The following is a 17414-nucleotide window of genomic DNA, read 5'->3' on the forward strand; positions in this document are numbered from 1 at the left end:
CTGATCCTTACCCTGGGCACGTCACGCACCTCCTCGTCGACATCCGCAGCCCTCGTCCATCCTTCGGTGCAGTGGAACACCCTACAGGAGCGGATTCCGGTGCTGCGGCGGAGCTAAAGCCCGTTTCGATAGGATGCACTGAAAGCTCTTAGCCCGAGAAGTAGGGTGCTAGGAATGGCGCCTAAAGAGATGGGCTCTTACCCCAGCGAGCCTCAGGCGGCCTCTCCTTGGGGCGTCTGCGGCATTGTGCTGGCTACCCGTTTGCGCAGGAGCCGCACGAGGACGGAGAAGGCCAGTTTCGGAGGCACTGCATTACCGATGCAGTGGCCAAGCAGGCGTCGACTGGGGTCCTCGCCAAATTTGAACCAGTCCGGGAAAAATTGCACCCGCGCCGCTTCATGAGGGGTCAAAGTCCGCGGCTTGCTAGGGTGCAGATAGCGCCCCTGACCAGGGCTGCCATATCCCGTAGTGATTGTGTGCGCGGGCTCCTCCCACTTGAGTCGCCCGTACATTGCCGTGTAGCGATGCGACGGGTTATCTCTATGACAGGGAGGGCGAAGCCTGTTCGGCAGGTCGTACTTGCCGCTCTCAAGAAGGTACTTCGCCCGCTTCTGGTTTTCGGGAGTTAGCCGAGCTGCGATGTCGAAGGGCGAGCGAGGGGCAATCTCCAAGAGATCCGCGATAGCCCACTCCAACGTTCGCGGGTTTTCGCGGGGCGAGAAGTTAAGCACTTCTTCGACGTTTCTGCCTCGGGCTGCGACAAGGATGTGGCGAACGCGTTTTTGGGGTACACCGATGTCAATCATGCGCACCAAGCGGTGCTCTACCGAGTAGCGCAGCTTCTCTCTTAGCCACCAGGTTGCACGCTCAAGGACCTCTCCGTGGTCGCGACGAACGCCCTGGACGTTCTCGATAAGCACATAGGTAGGTTTGAGCACCTCCACCGCACGGATCATCACCATGTACAACTCGTTCTTCTCGTCGCGCCGGCGGGTATGATTGTTGAGATCCGAGTGTCCCTGGCAGGGTGGCCCTCCCACGAGAATGTCTATCTTTCCAACTTCTTGTTGGGTCTTAAACTCGGCGTCGGATAGCTTCTGTCCGGGATCTCGGTCGAACCGGCTACGCACATCTGCCCGATTGTCCTTGAGTGATGACTCGAAGTTAAGGTCGTACACACCACGGACTTCTTCGTCCAACTCCATGGCTAAGCGGACCTCAAGACCAACTCCCAGCGTACGGCAGGCCTCCATGGCTCCGAGCGTGAGGCCTCCCGAGCCCGCGAAGAGGTCGACCAGCCGTAAGCGCTCGGAGCCCTTAGGGGCCTCCGGACGACTCCTGCAGCACAGGAATGACAGGTCGTCACCGCCGATTTCGTCTAGCTCGTAGCTCATCGCTTCGTGATACCTGCCTTGGAGAACCGACGGGCGAGGGCGCCCTCGTCGCGCAGTTCGCACTGCCATACCACGAGAACCCGGAACCCGAGATGCCTGAGCGCGAGTGCCTTGCGAGCATCTCGCTGGCGGTTGGCTGCGAGCTTCGCCCTCCAGAAAGCACTGTTGCTCTTCGGGATTGTCGCCAGCTTGCAATTACGATGCCCGTGCCAGAAACACCCATGGACGAACACCGCCCAGCGAGCTCCCTTGTTGGCAATATCGGGTGTTCCGGGTAAGTCGCGAGGACAGAGCCGGAACCTGGCTCCTGCATTCCACAGGATGCGCCGGACGGTTACCTCCGGTTTCGTGTCGCGCTGCCGCACGGCCTTCATCCGCCGCGAGACTTCTTTCGAGGGTCGTATGGGTGCTTCAGGGCGTGTCACGTAGGGAAGGATTATCATGCTCCCCTCGCCATCGACCGGCTGATGCTCGCGTTTTCTATTCTACGTGACCGCTCTCTCGGTGAAGAGCCGAGTCTGGCGTGCACACCTCCAGCGAGGCCCGGGTTGCCACTCGTGAAAGGAGCGTGGGTGGATGCGGCGCCCGTGTGCGTAGGTGTCCTCCGTCGGTTCCAAGTTGAAGGCGTACAACAGGATCCCCGCCGGAAGAGAACCGATTCCGTGCGTGTCCGCCAGTCCCCGCAGAACGACACGGCGCCCTGCGGCGTCCTCCAGCCACACGGACCATCCCTGTGCTGCGCGCTCATGCCTCGTGATCCGCCCCCAAACGTCGAAGGGTAACGGACGGGGGTGCTCGCCGTTGTTCTCCCACCATGCCGGCACTCTCTCAAGGTACTGCTTGCAAGAGGGACGCAGGCGACATCCGATGCAATGCGTACCGGGCAATGCCGCTACATCGGCAGCGAGTTGCTTGCCTACAGGGAATCGGGCAGTAAACTCCTGAAGGTGAACCAAAAGCCTCTTGCTCTTCTCTAAATCCCAAGGGACAGAGACCTCTTTCCGTCCGTACACACGTCCTCTGGCAGGTCGGCTCGTCAGGGTTTCCGCCATCAGAAGGTAGAGCTCCATCTGCATCTCGATGTTGGGCATGAGTCGACCATTGGCATCAACGGAAACGCCCGTCTTGTAGTCAGTGACCTCGATGACCCCATCGGCAGTGAGACGAGCCTCGTCGGCTCGGCCTCGGAGTCGTAGCGGATTGCAGGTCCACCACTGCTCTGCGCCCAGTGAGAAGCTGTTTGGGAAAACATCATTAGGAGCAGACCCGCCCTTCTGCTTAACCCTCAGAGGGCTTTTCTCGCCTACAGAGTTGCTATTTTTGATCGGCGTCTCGGCGAGTCTGGCCCATGATTTCAACTCTTCAGTGAGCTCAAGCCACCTCAACCGGCCGATTGCCTCTTGAATGGGGATAAGTGCGGCATACCCTGGGTCAGAGCGGAGTCTCGCTTCATAGTGGTCTCTGTGGATGATGAGGCACTCCTCCACCTGCCTACTATGATCCACGCCAGTGAGCCCCTGGGTGAGCACTGCTTCTCGAGCATGGTGCAGCAGGCTTCCGACAATGGCTTCGATACTCTCGGGAAGAGGACCCTCGGTCCCACTCCACACTCTCAACGGGCACCGCTCCATCAGGAGCCAGTTAGAGGGGGAGAAGTACCGAGGGACGGTGACCGTTGAGATGGGGGTCGGTAAAGGAGGAGGCATTGGGGATGCTTCAAGGATTCGAGCGGGCCCTAATGCGTTCGCGCACGAGAACCTGACGGCGCGAGAGGTTGAATGTATCCCAACAAAGAGGCACCTCTCCTGCTGCCCTGGCAAGGTCAAAGGCCTTTGCGAGCACCGTTCCTGGTGCTGGCCCGTTCTGTTCGTCCCAATCCCAAAGGGGGTGTGCAATCAACACCCAAGGGCTCTTTTGTTTGCCGTCCACAGGAATCCTGAATGCAGGTACCCCGGCGAATTCGCCTGCATCCCCTTGGAAGCGCTCTTCCATCTCCTTCGCGAACCGACGCGCAAGATTGGGCCATGAGGTGAGCCCGGGAGCGCCGAACTCTCCGTCGAGGCCACAGCGGAAAGAGGGGTACACCATCGCTTGCAGATAGGCGAGGCCAAGTTGCCAATCAAGAAGCCCGTGGAGCGGCTGATTCCCGTAACGCAAGAGGCACCGATAACATGCCGAGTCGCACTTGGCATGCTCCGGCACTTCGAACTCGCGCCTAGGGTATTCAGATTCATCAACCAGCATCGAGCGGATGAGTTCAGCCACCCATGGTGTGCCCAGTGAGGAAGGTTCGGAAAGCTTCTTGCAGAATCCGGCACCATTGACGAGATGGTCCGTGATCTGAAGCAGGGGAAGCTGCACGTCTCGGCCATAAATGCGAGGCTCGAGCACGTCGAACTCCTCGGGGTCGATATCGAGCTCCAAGGACGCACGGTTGACTAGCAAGTAGGTGGCTGAGATTGCCGCTGCCCTAACCCCGAGCCAACGTTCTTGCTGCTCTGCGGGTTGTTCCACTCTCGCGGGCAATTGGTGCAGGGCGAGGCCCTGAGGGTTCTGCGTTGGAAGCAGGAACATCGCGTCTGTGGTCTTAGGGGCTGCGAGCCAGATCGGCGACATCGGTGGGGCGCCAGGCTGGAATCCACGGATAGCGCCGGTGAGGTCGCTGGCGATGACCTGCAAAGGAAGATCGATGCCAGTGAAGGGATATCCGAGCTGCTTTCCGGGTTCGAGGATGAATCCTAGGCCCTTTCCGTTCTGAAGCTTTGGTCCTCTGTTCAGTCGGTACGTGCGGGCGGTCGATTCGAACCCCAGCTTGAATAGTCCGCCCGCGGCGTTAGCGCCACAGACTACTTCAGTGAGCGTGAGAGCTTTTCCTTCCGCCTGCACGGACCGATGCCGCACGCCCATGCCTGTATCCTCCTGGCGTACCTTGGGCCGGAAGTCCGTGCGAAAAGCGTTGGGTACTCGGCACTCACGTGCGTTTTCGCGGTGCAGTGGACTCTCACAGCTGGGGCAGTCCTCAAGACCAGCCTTCTGATCCAGCCGAGTCCACGCATGACAATGTGTGCACTCGACCATTTCAAACGTGGCGCCAAAGGCATCTCGCTGGAACGCGTGGAGTTCCTGAGGCTGTTTCGTTGAAGCAGGGGGGGCAAGGTCAGGGGTGAATCCCGCGCTGCGATGCTCTTTCTTGTCGATGACGACGGTGGATCCTGGCGCGAACTCATAGATTGCCAAGTCTAGATCGCGGTCGACAGTGACCCATTCCCGGCGATGCCCATCGTCCTCGTCGCGTTCGAGCATCAGGTATAGGTTCCGCACCCGTGTTGGCATGCCGTACATTGGAAGCCAGCCACGCTCCGCCAGGCAGTGCGCGAGACCGCGCTCGCCGTTTTGCTCGACAGCCTCATCTATCTCGCTCACGAGCGCGTCCGGATGTACCAGGATCTCCGAAGGCGGGAGTTTTGTTCCCTCTGTCAGGGCGGCGACAATCTCGTCACGACGCCCGATACTGTCGTGAAGGAGTTCGCGCACCCGCTCTCTCCAATCCAGTCCATCCGCAACTGGCCACAGGGAAGAGGGGACATACTCTCCGTGAATGTCCGGGGGGGACATGACGTCCCCCGGGAAGATGCTGCCAGTCTTGCGGTCCTTGCACCTCAAGACAGAGAACACGTGCCCGAGCCATGCTTTACGAAGAAACCGCCGAGCAATGTCCGGCATCTCTTTGGTCAGGAATGGGGTGGGAGGAATGTCACCGGTCATCAACTTCGATTCACGGAAGTAGTGAAGATCGTGGCTTTTCGTCCGACAAATGGTCAGGGCCATCGAAAAGGCTTGGCCCCGGCGTCCTGCGCGCCCCACCCGCTGCTGGTAGTTGAATCGTTGCGGCGGCATGTTGGCTTGGAGAACGACCTGGAGCGGTCCGATGTCGACACCCACTTCCATTGTCGTCGTCACGGTGAGGAGGTCGATTTCCGCTTGAGCCTTGTAAGTGCGATCCACTTTCCGAATTAGGGGACGCGCATTCTCCTCATCTTGCGCTTGGTCATCCTCTGAATCGACCAGTTCCCACGAGGGAACGAAGATTCCCCTAAACTCCCGCTGTCGCTTCGCCGGATCGCCTGTCTGCCCGGTTAATTCTTCGCAGTGGAGCCGGAAGGTGCTGGCGGTGCCATTTGCCTGCTCGGCCTTGCGCACCACGCGCCGCGACAAGAAGTTGCGGACATATAGGTCTCGGACATCTCCCGTTTTCTCGGAAGGGAGCTTACGACAGCAGCGAGTGCAGACTCCTGTTCCGGTGTGCAGGTGGACTCGGCCGCAATTCCCACACCGATAGTAGGGATCTTGGGCAGCGACGAGATGCATCGATACCTTCGCTACGCCGATGATGCCATTCTCGTGGCCAGCGGTCGCCAGATCGGTGAGCGCTTGTTTCAAGCGGTTTGCTGCTTCACCTGGCCAGCTTGCCTCGGCGAAACGCTTCATCCGGGACGAAACATCCCCCAAGCGGGACCAGGGCTTCTTGTCATCTTCGTCCTTCTCATCGCGATAGGGGTTCGGATAGAATCTGTAGGCATCCGCTAGCATGCGTAACACTGCTGAGAGCTTGCGCCGCCAGTCAGCGTCACGACCTGGCAGGGCAGCGGCCGAAACAGTGGGATAGCCCAGTCCAGACTCTTCGAAAGAGAAGTACGTCTTGCTGAAAACGACGTCGACGAGGGACTCGTAGACGCTCTGAACTAACTCTTGTCGGGCGCTGACGAGTTTCTGCCTGAGGGCGGTATCTTGGTGCCAGTTTACTGTAGGGCCATTGAAATCGAACAGTTCCACCCAGCCGAACCACTTCTTGTCCTGTCCGTCTTTCCCCAGGACTCGTGCCTGTCCTGCTTCATCGAAGGGGTGAATGCCCTTGGTGACCATGGACTGTAAAAAGGGCAGAACCTGCGAGGGATTCGTGAGTGCTTCGTAGGTGGGCTCCTCCATCACCTTAGAGATGTTGACGCTTGGGTCTTGAGCGCGTGCAAGTTGCGTCGAGAGTTGCTCCAGTTTCTTCCGCAAGTCCGCGACCTGCTCGGAAAGACCGAGCGTCTCAAGGGCCACAATGGCTTGTTGCTGCTTTTTGATCTTGTCTTCGAGTTCCTTCGGATCTTCCTTGCCGCTGAGGGCAGCCCGCATCGTCAGGGCGAGGAGCTCACGACGAACGTCCTGGTGGTGGTTGCGCTCGATGGATAGGGCGCCCTTGGCAGCATCCTGTCGACTGTCCGAGAAAGACACGAGCTTGGGTGTTGCCCCTGGGTTTGCGATGCGCTGTGCGTCAAATAGTTCTGTCGCTAGCAGCTGGGTCGTCTTTCCGAAACCTGCCCGGAAGTTTCGGATAGGCGACAATCGCATGTTTTTTCGCCTGCGGGCATAGGACGTACCACAGGCCGGGCATGCATAAGGGACGTGGGTTCCTGGAGTAGAAGAGCTTCTCTTGTGCCTCTCCCTATTCCCCTCATGCATCCGGTCGTAATAGCGGCCTAGGAGCAACGAGGGGTTCGCAAGGACTTGCTCCGGCGTCAAATTACCGGGGACGCCCGCCTTGCGGAGACCTCCCGTCTTGCGCTCAAGATATGCCAGCACCCAAGGCGTCCCCTTAGGAGGCGGTCCCGGCAAGTCGTCATCGGGTATGGGCTGTCTATCATTGGGCCAGAACACGCCGTACTGATCGAACGTCTGGTCCTCGAAGCGTTGCGAGGCAGCGTTGTCCGGCAATCCATCGAGGATGGGCTCATGGGGAAGCAACTCGGCGATGTAAGCCTTACTCTTGATTCCCTTCATTCCACCGAAGAAGAGGTCGCCGCAGGCCTCACAATACAGCAACTCGAACAGCCGGAAGCTGGTGCGCTGGTCTCCTTCGACAAGCTCGATTCGAGGTTCCCGCTCGATGGTGAGGCGCCCCACCTCGACGTCACGTTGGGGACGGTGCAGCCCTCCCGGGGCAAGCCCAAGGCCTTTTGCCGCCGGAGCATAGAGCCCCTCGATGCTCCTGAAGAAGGTATGAACTCGGAAGGTGGGGGGCGGTGACTCCCACGACCCCAGATGCTTTTCAAGCTCGTCGCCAGCGCCGCGGACGAAAAGCAAGGCTCGAACTGCCTTTAACCGCTCGTTAACACTGGTCAACTCGCGGAAGCCCTCGAACAGTTTGTCTCCGACTTCCTCAAGTGGATGGGCCCGTACGCGTCCGTGGGGGGGCCGCTTGGCATCCTCCTCCCAGCATGCCCAGACTAGGCGCTCAGCCACCTCAGTGACGCAAGCCTTGATCCGCTTGGAGAGTGAAGCACTCGCGGAACCTGGAGTTAGCTGGTCGGCGACACCCGTCCAGGCTTGCTCAAGCGCAGACCCTGCTGCCGGCATGGTTGCCAATGCAGGCTGCGCGAGCATCCCGTCCATATCGAGCTCGCCCCGGGTGACCGACAGCGAAAGCAAGTCGAGGAATGGCTCGATGCGTACTCGCGATGGGGCTTTGCCCTCTGAATACCGCGACTGCACTTGTTGGCCCGAGATGATGGCTTGGAGCCACTGTTTTCGTCCTTCCTCCTCAGTAACCTCGGCATTTCCAAGGCCGAATGGTCCGAACATGTCCCAGAGGTACTGAGCGCTTTCATCGGCTTCTTTTGAGGGGCTATCCGGAAGCGATGCGCTTGAGCTGAGTACGCGCACCTTGTGGCGGTGCTCCGGCTTCGTGAGCCCGAGCTTCTCAAGCAGTAGCCTCAACAGATAAGCGACTTCCGTGCCAGCCGAGCCGCGCTGGAGGTGGAGTTCGTCGAGGACAAGATAGAAGTATGAATCTTTCTCCTGCTCAAGCCATTCGCGAGTAGACGCAAAGATAGGTTCGTCGACCTCTCGGCTCAGCATTGCGCTAAGCATACTGACGTTGGTGATAAGAATGTCCGGTGGGTGCTTGTGCATGTCCCATCGCGACACCATTTCCGCGCCATCGGTCGAGGGGAAGAGGAACGGCGACTCATCTCCGGAGACACTTGCTGCCGCATGCGCGTCCGACGGCTTGAGCGTGAATTCGTCGAGCGCCGCTTTCTCCTCCAAGCTAGGGGCACGACCGACAGCATCAGGACTGCTGAAATCGGCGGCGAGTGCTTCTGCCCACCGCTTTCCTGCTGCTCGCGCCATCGCGATGAACTCTTCCCCTGATATCGGCGTCGAACCAGCGTTCTTCCGGGACTGCAGTTCCTTTTTCAACCGTGCTGCTGCATTTAGGTCGAGTGCATGGAGGCGCGCTTGGAGTTGCCCCTCCTCTGTATCCACCATGAAGTCGAAGAGCTTCTCAAGGTTCCGCTTGCGCCTCTCGAACTCCTCCTTGCGAATTGTAGCGAGCGGCACATGCCCTGTGTTGGGGTCGGCTTTTTTGTGATCGGGGAAGAAAATGCTTCCTTGTCCGGCGTCCTGATTGAGCAGCGGACTCAACCCCGGATGCTCATGGTATCCGGTCACGGGCGCTGCACTCGTGTAGCGTCCGAAATAGATGAGGTTGCCTTTCAGGTGGCACCTCATGGCTTCACGCGCCTCGGTCGAGTCAAGAGCCTTTCTCAGGCGTACCATCTGGTCTTCGACGAGCGCGTTCATCGGGTACAGCAGCAAGGCACGTACGGCCGCGGGGCGCGTTTCTCCTTGCCGCTGAGGCATAAAAGGGGTCCGGAGCGGGTATTTTTCAGTTGGACGCGTTTGCTTCGGAATGGCCGAGAAGGTGATGACGTCCTCACCCTTCTTGTTCTTCTTGTGCCAGGGCCGCTCATCCGGGCCATGCCACCACGGTCGTTCGGGCGTCTGATCTAGGTTGGGGGCTTCCCAACGCGTCCCAGCTTCTTTGCTGATCTGCGCTAGTACGGGTAGGAGGAAGGATTCTGTCTTGCCGGAACCCGTACCGGTCGTTACGATACCGGGCTTGCATGGCTGGAGCCCTCGTCGGAGCATTTCGACCTGATGACGGTAGGGCTTGTACTTTCCGAGACGGCGGCCCTTGTCTTTGCCGACGCTCTGCATCACCGATGGAAATAGCCCCGCGAGAACGAGGTCGACAAACCTTTTGCGATCTTTTGGGCCGAAACCTGGCAGGGCCGTGGCGATATCGTTCTCAATCCACTCGTGGAAGTGGGTATCGAAAGGTTCGTAGCGGGGAATAGGCTCGATGAGCGGGTCCGTGCAGAGGGTCTTCGGCTCTCGCAGCAGGTTCCGGCGCTCCTCCGCGACCGATGGATCGCGAATGCGAAAGGCCGTGTCCAGGTAGCTGATGTAGAACTCACGGATTCGTACGAAGCTGCCAATAGGGTCTTGCATGTACTCTCCTGGGCACTAGGCCTCGCTCTGGACCCACTCGGCGGGTAGAACGCGCTCTACGAGGCGGTAGAGCCTGGGACCAAAGGGGTAAACGTACTGCATGACGCCGGTTGCGCCGACGGTGAAGACCGGGCCAGGTAGCCCCTCGCCAACCAGCACACATAACCTGCCCAGTGGCAGTGGCAGATGGACGGGCGTGCGTCCTTGGCACGCGAGCCTACCTGGGGCCGTAACAAGAAAGGGGCGAGTGGCTCTCAGGCTATACGCGCTCAAGATGGCCCAGGACCGTAGGTGGGACCAGAGTCTGGGCTCGCCACCTTCGAGGACAACGTAAATTGCCGACGAGTCCTTGTGGAGGCGTCTTTCCAACTGGACGTCGGCGGTGGGGGGGCGAGCCCCACGGCGAAAGGTGAGCGCATTCCAGTCCCAGGCCGCCTCGGGCCTATAAGAAATGGGCGGAGACGTCCTGGGAAGTGAGTCTAGCGCTCGCCGAGCGTCGAGTTCTATGGGGATGTTGGCGGGGTGCGGCCAGAGAAGCCACTCTGATGCGACGAGTCCTGCTCGTTGCCTTAGGTATTCAAGCGCTTTGGGAGTTGCACGGATGCGCGGCGCCGTGGGCTGCCATTGATTGCCCGGAAGAATCTCCGTAAACTGTCTTTCCAGGCGCAATTCTTTGATTCCTTCGCGCAGTTGAGCACGCTTCACGGAGCTGAGCATTCCCATCACGGTTGCTTCGACTTCTGTCCCACGTCGGACCATTACGAAGCGCGGTTGGCGCGCCAAGATGGTGAGGCGACTAGTGGTTGCGTTCCGCAGCACGTCGACAAGGCCCGCCTCCGCCCACGCACGCAGGACCTGCTGGAACACGACTGGGTTATCGTTTCCCAACATTGCATCAAAGACATCTCGGGCTTCTTGATACCGCAGGCCGCTACGTCGGGAAGAAAGTGCCGCGATCGCGTCGACAGCATGTAAGGTTCTTTCGTCTGGGTGGCTTCGAGGGAGATCGGTATCGAGATGGGTATCCAGCCTCGTTTCCTCACAAATCGGCGCGGAATCATCCACCTTGTGTCTGCGGTATTGCTCAAGTACGTCACGAATGGAGACAGGCCCTTCACTAAGCGGCCAATAACGGCCGGCTTTGTCTCGCCACAATTGCTGGGCGGAGTTGAGGCCGCATCTCCAGTGCTTGCGGTCTCCCGACCGAGGTGAGCGACGCTGTGCCGGTAGAGTGGGGCGCTCCGGGTCCCCGACGAAGACGATCAACTCCGGCGAATTCTTTGGTCCGAGAACAAGCCAATCGAATCCTGGCTTGGGGCTGAGAGACATCTCTCCAATCCCAGGGCCAAGAAAGCGAAGTCCGACGTCGAGCTCGAGGAAGTCTGCCGAGGCTTCCGCCTCGAAAGTAGTTATTCCTAGCGGTACATGGTCGCTGTCCGTGACGTCCAGTTCGGCGTCAGGGCAGGCCTCGACGTAGAAGCTTCCCGCGGGTTTACTCTTGTAAGCATCGTTGAGAACGTATTCTACCAGCCGTAGAGAGGCTTCTCCCGTTCGCTCGACGTGGTGGCCCGATGGAGATTGAAGCGACCACTTGGCTTCGATTTGGTAGTTGCCAGGTTTAGCGATACTCGCTGGCAGCTTCCACTCAGTCGTGCCATCCCGACGAATGCAGGAATCCAGATCGCCCTCCGGATGCCGAATCGTAATCAAATCAGCTCCCGGTGCCCTGATGGATGGCAGGAGCGATGGAGCGAATAGGAAGCCCCCACTCACTCGAATGCCGCCGCTCAGGCTCACAGATGGCGGCGCCATTGTCCGAAGCAACTGGCTTGCAGACTCCAAGCCTTGCGGCAGGCGTTCAAGCTGTCGCACCTCGCAATCCATTATCTCCAACCAGCCATCAACGACCGATGGGCTGGCGTTCCCACCGAAGTTTCGGACGAAGGCGTCGGCGCGGTCATCGCGTACAAGGGCATGCTGACAGCCGTGGACCTCAGCACCGGAAACGATCTCGAATTGCCCGCTCGCAGCCTGCCTGAGAATGAGCAGCCCTTGACTCAGGAGGGTTCGGGTCCCCACGGGAAGCAGCCAGCCAGTCTTGAACGCTCGCTGCCAGGCTATCTCCAGGTCGCCGTCAGGCCCTGTAACATATGCCTCCCATTCGGGAGAGTCCTCGAAGGCCAGAGCCTCGAAGCCTTCGGGGAGTGCAAGGTCCAAGGGGCAGGCGATAAATGGCTGGAGTCCCAAATCGTTGGCTGCGAAGAGCAGAGCCGTCCGGGGGCTACGCTCTATCCCGGAGCCTGAGGCATCCACCGATGGCTCTAATGCCTCTTGACGAACCGCTCTCCAAAATGGTGACTCTCGCGGGTCTTCTCCCTTAGTAAAGCGCTTGGTGAAGTCTGCCAGGTCTCTGACGAAATCTCGGCTGAACTGCTTGTGCCTAGCCTCCAGCGCCGCCAGGACCGGTTGAATGGGGGGCTCGAAGCCTATCAGTTCTTCATCCCAGAGCACTCGAGCCAAGGCATTCCTGTCAAGACGGTTCGGGAATGCCAAGAAGTGGGAGTAGCCGATGACCTCACGGTCAGGACTTTCGGGGGGAAGTTGAAGAATACGAATATTGTCGCCAGCGGCATTCCGCGCTTGCGTCCACGCCGCAAAGTCCCTCCACAGCTTTGGCAGGCAAGCTTGCTGATTCTTACCATGCTGGAAGTTCTCATGCTTCCCAAGTATCCGCTCAAGGCGGGTGGCAAATGCCCCATCGCCGGTAGGGTATCCATAGGCAATTAGGCAGGTGAACCACAGCATGGCAAAGAAGTGGGGACGGGAAGGAGAGTCAGGAGCCCACTCTCGCTCGCGAGTCAGGCAGTAGGTGCAGAAGCGAATCTGTCCGATAGGCAGTTCGCCGGTCACACACTGAACGAAGGCGTTGGCGACCTTCGATGGATCGAGCGCAGGCTTTCCAGCAACCAGCCAGAGCTCCTCTGGAGTTGCGGGAATGCGGCCTACTGGAGCGCCGGCCTCTCGTGTCGATGGCGCCACGAAGTGGTGGTTGATGAGCCGATCGTTCCAATCGGGGTAGGACCAATTTTCGAACTGCTCCAATCAGGCCTCTTCGGAGAGATTTGTGTGAGGATCCATTCTGGTGTCCGGCGGTACCCACTCTGCTCGTGAGCATTGCCTCGGAGCCAGGTGAACAGGAATCACCCGATAAATACCGTCTCTCGATGATAGGAGAGGTACCGGCGCTGCTCATGTAGAAAGGATCCTACGTTTCGCTGGAAGCGTTCTTCTAGGCCGAGCTTTCGAAGGTCACCCATATCGATTCGAGGTGAGAGGAGGATCTTTCCGTCATCTTGGAAGCTGATGAAGCCCCGGTCGAACAATAGATCTACGTGAGGGGTCAAGAGCAGCCCATTGTGTCCATCGAGTCGTTCATTCGCTGACCCGCAAGCTCTCCATGGCTTTATGTGGCTGGCGACGAGCAGGGCTGGGTTCGATACTCCAGTGATTCGGCAGCCTCGCTCGATCTTGCAGAGCCTCTCTTTGAATTGTCCCTGTCCGCGCCGAGCCTTCATCAACTGCATCTTCTCAGTCTCGCTGACGGAACGATCCGCCTTGAGCTGCTTCTCAACAGCGGATTCCAACTGCTCCACCAGTTCATGGAAGGGGCTTTCAGTCGACCCATGAAGCGACGGCGCAGTGTCGACAGCACCGCCTGTAATTAGTTCGAATACCTCTCTTGAGATCTCAGCCAAATAGACCTTTTGGTTACCGTCTCCGGTGGCGGCTTTGATGGGCGAGTACTTTGACGGCAGAAGAGGGGCCAGTTCGGCGATTCGCGCTTTCGGGTGTGCCGGGGGGGTGAGCTCGGACCATATTATCGGCAAGAGCCATCCCTCGGCCGCCCAATAGGACCCCACGGAACCAAACTCAGAGGGCTTGGGCGCGCTGAGCGCAAAGTCGGCCACGCGGCCAATAAAGCTGATCTTTGTTTTTGCGAATGAAAGAACTAAATCGCCCGGGCTCGCTAGGCGCATGTTCTCGTAAAACTGGCTTCGAGCGCCGTGCCTCTCTCGCTTCGGCGACCAGAGGTACCCGCCATCGATTTCCTGACGGAACGTCTGCGTGTGGTTGACCCACCAGTACCTGGCCATTTCACCCCTCGGTTTACCGTGCCGCCAACTTTATGCGCTGGAAACGCTCAAAGGAAAGGCCCAACGCAAGGGGGGAGGTAAGTCAACGGAGCGTCCGTTTCTTCCAACATAGCTGGGTGTTCTTTCACCCGCCCTTTCGCCTACTCCTCCTCAGTCACCGTGGGGCACGTGCCCGTAGTGAGTCCCTCCAGCGCGCATCTAGGGGATGCAAGGGGGAGCGCAAGGTCGGACTGTGCGGATAGGCGTATCCATCCGGCGGACGGCGTGCTGCGGAGCATTGCCGAGCTGAGCGACTCGGGTCATCCGCCGGCGCGTGATGAAAGAGTTGACAAGCCAGAGTGGAGCGGGTCGCGGAGAAGTTCGAAAGGAGCGGGCTGACGCAGCGTGACTTCGCTGGGCACCAGGCGGCGACGCGCATCCATCCGATGACCATCGGCCACGAAGGCCAGGGACCTATCACCGGCGGCGCGGCTTGCGGTTGAGCACGAACGAGCCAGGGACCTCCTTGAGCTTTGCTTCCGCCACTGGATCTATGACTTCTTTCGTGTATCCATTGGCGGCGGAGCGAGTCGTGAGGGAGCGCTGGACTGGTTGCGCGTCCTCCGCTTGCTCCCAGATGACCTGAACTTCATCGAGCAGTCCTGATGTGCTTGCGACTGGGCCACGAAGTACGATCTCGCGGCTCTCCTCAAGACTGTAGCGGTACCAGTTGGCGCTGCCGCAATAGCCGATCTGCTCGTCGACAACGATCACCTTTGCGTGAAGGTTGACGAGCAACTTTACGACGGTATTCGGGCGAGCCTCAAGGCTGGCACGTGCCGAGAGCGCATGCTCGCCGAAACTGGAGTTCGCTCCGCTCGGCGGACGCGTCACGACGTACAACGCAGTCGATGCTGGCAGTGCTGTCACCAGAACCTGCGCGAAGAACTCGTCGATCCACGGTCCGATCACCCACACACTCGACGAGGCTTTCTTCAGGTCGGCACGGAGGTGGCCGAGGACGTCACCCGTTCCAAGCGCCTGCCAGGAGCTCAATGGCATTGACCACCTCCGCAGCGGTAACGTCCGAGTCGATCCGACACTCTTCAGCCAGGTAGCGTCGGAAGACATGCTCGGCTCTTCGTCTTTGTGAACGGATCTGCTTGATAGAGGCCGCCCACGCAGCGGAGACACGGCCTTCCGTCAACAAGGCTTCGCTCAGCCCGTTGCCACCCGGAGTGCCATCGACAACCCTGATTTCGCCGTTCTTCGAGTCCAGCGTGACCTGCAGATCGTTTTTCGCGCATTCGACGACGTCACAGAAGAACCCCTGAAGGAGGGGCCCCAGGACTGACGCCAAAGTTTTACGCGTGTTTTCGTCGAGTACTCGAGTGATGAGCCACTTCCAGCCCTTGGTGCGGTATGAGAAATGATGCAGAAATGGGAATGATTTTCCATCTTCCACGGCAGAGTCGAATCGACGGGCCACTTCGGCTAACGAGACAGGCTTCGGCGGCTTCCGCGCTCGCAGATCGATCTGCAGATAGCCGTCGAACTGGCGGAGGAAAGTAAAGATTCCGAAGGTTAGCGTGCCTTGTGCAGGTCGATCATGACCGTCGGGCAGGTGTTTCCGCTCTTCGAGCTTGAAGGCGTCCTTCCAGCGCCCGCGCGTCGCCACAGTCGGCTTCTCCTCGCAAACCTCGATGTGCTTGAGCCCCTTCATGTACTTGCCGAGGAGAACCCCTCCCGGACTCTTCCATGTTCCCACGTCCCAATCGCCGACGTAGCGCTTGATGCGATAACTGGCCCCACGGTGCCCTAGATAGACCCCCTCGGGATGGGCGTCGCGAAAGACCGCAATATCCTCGATCGTCGCGACAATGGTCTTCCGATCGCTCTCAAGAATCAACTTGCGCTTGCCTTGCGACGCACTGACGCGGAAGCCCTTGTAGTGCCAAGCTCCCTCATCGAGATCGACGACGTCACCGAGCACCTCGTCGAGGTGCTCCTTCAAATCGTCAATGTGAGGCGCCCACTGAAAGTAGCGCTCAAGTGCCTCATTGAAGTCATCCCAGGAGACCTTCTTCTTCCTAAGACGCCACCGCCACTCTTCGAATACCGCTGACATGGCCCGAAGACGCACCACATCAAGATGTAGCGGCAGAGACAGAGGCTTTATGTCGTCCACTGCGACCGTTGTCAATGGTTCCTGAATGAGCCGCTCATCACCGGGCGAATAGCCTAGACATAGGACCGCGAGCCCAGGTCGCTCCGCGGAGCGACCCACACGTCCCAGCCGTTGAAGCAACTCACAGCGGCGTGGCGGCAATTCGTCCATCACGACAACATCCAGTGTGGGCAGATCGACCCCAAGTTCAAGGGCGCTCGTGCCGACAATGACCTTGGGCTTTAGGTCCTCATTGAACAACTCGTCCTCTACCTTGCGTCGCTCCTTCGCTGGCAAGTCGCCGTCATAGGCGACCACGTTTCTGCTTGGAAGAGAGCGGTGAAGCTCCTGTCGAAGGCGATGGCCTACGAACTTACTCTGGACGAAGCAGAGGGCATTCGCATCCGGGCCAAGCACGTCCGACTTTCCAAGAACGTCACGTGCCGCAAGCGGCTCAGGTTCCGGCTCGACGAGAAAGACATACCGACGCAAGAGTCCAGGCTCCGCCGGTTGGGAAAGCAATACGGGAACATCTTTTGTTGGAACAAGAGCTGCTTTAGAGGCTCCCTTGTCATGGACCTCCAGAAAGGAAGATGCGGCAGCCCCGGTGAGGCTTGCGGCAAATCTTGTGGCGTCAGCGAGGGTCGCTGATGCAAGAAAAAAGGAGGGATGCGGGCACTTGAGCATGTCCATCGAGAGTCGTAGCCGATCGAACATTGCGCGCACGTTCGCGCCCGAAAGCCCGTGCCAGGAATGCGCCTCGTCGAGAACGATGCCTGCGAGGTGCGACAGGAAGTCCGCATCGTTCTCCCGCATCAGGCTCCAATGGACTTTATCGAGGGTCGAGAGCCTCAGACGAGCACTGGTAAACGCATGGGACTGCGCGTGCTTTTTCATGTACTCGCACTCGCTCGTCCCGTACCAGACGGACCAGGGGATCGACGTGTCGCCGACCTCGATGGTGCCCGCGAAGCAGACAGAGTCCATGCCCTCGAACTCAACGAGGCTCTCGGGAGCGGACATGTCCGCGAGCCGCTTAGCCTGTCCCCAGAGGAGGGCCTGAGTGGGAAATGTCGCGACGAGCGTCGCTTCATCATTTCGAGCCATATGCTCGAACGCCCATGCCCAAAACGCCAAGCTCTTGCCAGAGCCCGTCGCTGTCGTCATCACGATATTGGGGATCGCTCGTTTCTTGAGCGCCTTCACCACATCTGCCTGGTGCGAGTAAAGCCCGCTGGTGCTGACGCGTTGCTCGTACCGAGACAGGAACTCGCGCAGTGATGGAGGCGGTTCTACTTTTGACAAGGGAACCAGTTTCGGGACTGGGGTCGTCAGGCAAATGGCGCTCTCGTGCAACTGGTTGCCGAACGTCGCGATCATCTG

Annotated in this window: 8 protein-coding genes; all 8 read right to left on the reverse strand. The window is 59.2% G+C overall.

All coding sequences use genetic code 11. The features are described from left to right. Positions 1-212: 212 nt before the first annotated feature. The 8 genes from VZQ01_RS40150 to VZQ01_RS40185 all read right to left on the reverse strand — a co-directional run bounded on the left by VZQ01_RS40150 (position 213) and on the right by VZQ01_RS40185 (position 17411). The gene (locus tag VZQ01_RS40150; RefSeq protein WP_426746274.1) at positions 213-1394 is read right to left on the reverse strand and encodes a DNA cytosine methyltransferase; all 1182 of its coding nucleotides are present in this window, start codon (positions 1392-1394) and stop codon (positions 213-215) included. Then, positions 1391-1837, reverse strand: coding sequence for a very short patch repair endonuclease (locus tag VZQ01_RS40155; protein ID WP_426746275.1), 447 nt, complete (start codon positions 1835-1837; stop codon positions 1391-1393). The genes VZQ01_RS40150 and VZQ01_RS40155 overlap by 4 nt, the downstream gene beginning before the upstream one ends. 42 nt (positions 1838-1879) lie before the next feature. Continuing rightward, a complete protein-coding gene (locus VZQ01_RS40160; RefSeq protein ID WP_426746276.1) occupies positions 1880-3100 on the reverse strand; it encodes a PD-(D/E)XK nuclease family protein in 1221 nt (406 codons plus the stop codon). Positions 3101-3110: 10 nt separating this feature from the next. After that, positions 3111-9731, reverse strand: a complete 6621-nt coding sequence (locus VZQ01_RS40165; protein ID WP_426746277.1) for a DEAD/DEAH box helicase — start codon at positions 9729-9731, stop codon at positions 3111-3113. A gap of 15 nt (positions 9732-9746) precedes the next feature. Beyond that, a complete protein-coding gene (locus VZQ01_RS40170; RefSeq protein ID WP_426746278.1) occupies positions 9747-12833 on the reverse strand; it encodes a hypothetical protein in 3087 nt (1028 codons plus the stop codon). Between the two features lie 98 nt (positions 12834-12931). Next, entirely contained in the window at positions 12932-13885 is a 954-nt protein-coding gene (locus VZQ01_RS40175) for an HNH endonuclease (RefSeq protein WP_426746279.1), read from the reverse strand. Positions 13886-14341: 456 nt separating this feature from the next. After that, positions 14342-14926: a phospholipase D-like domain-containing protein gene (locus VZQ01_RS40180; RefSeq protein WP_426746280.1), complete on the reverse strand. Its 585-nt coding sequence runs from the start codon at positions 14924-14926 to the stop codon at positions 14342-14344. Next, complete coding sequence (locus VZQ01_RS40185; RefSeq protein ID WP_426746281.1) at positions 14889-17411, reverse strand: helicase-related protein; 2523 nt, start codon at positions 17409-17411, stop codon at positions 14889-14891. Before VZQ01_RS40185 ends, VZQ01_RS40180 begins: the two co-directional genes overlap by 38 nt. Between the last annotated feature and the right edge of the window lie 3 nt (positions 17412-17414).

This window comes from Myxococcus faecalis, from assembly GCF_050039385.1.
GTDB classification, from domain to species: Bacteria; Myxococcota; Myxococcia; order Myxococcales; family Myxococcaceae; genus Myxococcus; species Myxococcus fulvus.

What these genes read in the sequence shown, in the direction of transcription:
- VZQ01_RS40150 (WP_426746274.1), bottom strand. Translation starts at nt 1,394, where the DNA reads ATGAGCTACGAGCTAGACGAAATCGGCGGTGACGACCTGTCATTCCTG.
- VZQ01_RS40155 (WP_426746275.1), bottom strand. Translation starts at nt 1,837, where the DNA reads ATGATAATCCTTCCCTACGTGACACGCCCTGAAGCACCCATACGACCC.
- VZQ01_RS40160 (WP_426746276.1), bottom strand. Translation starts at nt 3,100, where the DNA reads ATGCCTCCTCCTTTACCGACCCCCATCTCAACGGTCACCGTCCCTCGG.
- VZQ01_RS40165 (WP_426746277.1), bottom strand. Translation starts at nt 9,731, where the DNA reads ATGCAAGACCCTATTGGCAGCTTCGTACGAATCCGTGAGTTCTACATC.
- VZQ01_RS40175 (WP_426746279.1), bottom strand. Translation starts at nt 13,885, where the DNA reads ATGGCCAGGTACTGGTGGGTCAACCACACGCAGACGTTCCGTCAGGAA.
- VZQ01_RS40180 (WP_426746280.1), bottom strand. Translation starts at nt 14,926, where the DNA reads ATGCCATTGAGCTCCTGGCAGGCGCTTGGAACGGGTGACGTCCTCGGC.
- VZQ01_RS40185 (WP_426746281.1), bottom strand. Translation starts at nt 17,411, where the DNA reads ATGATCGCGACGTTCGGCAACCAGTTGCACGAGAGCGCCATTTGCCTG.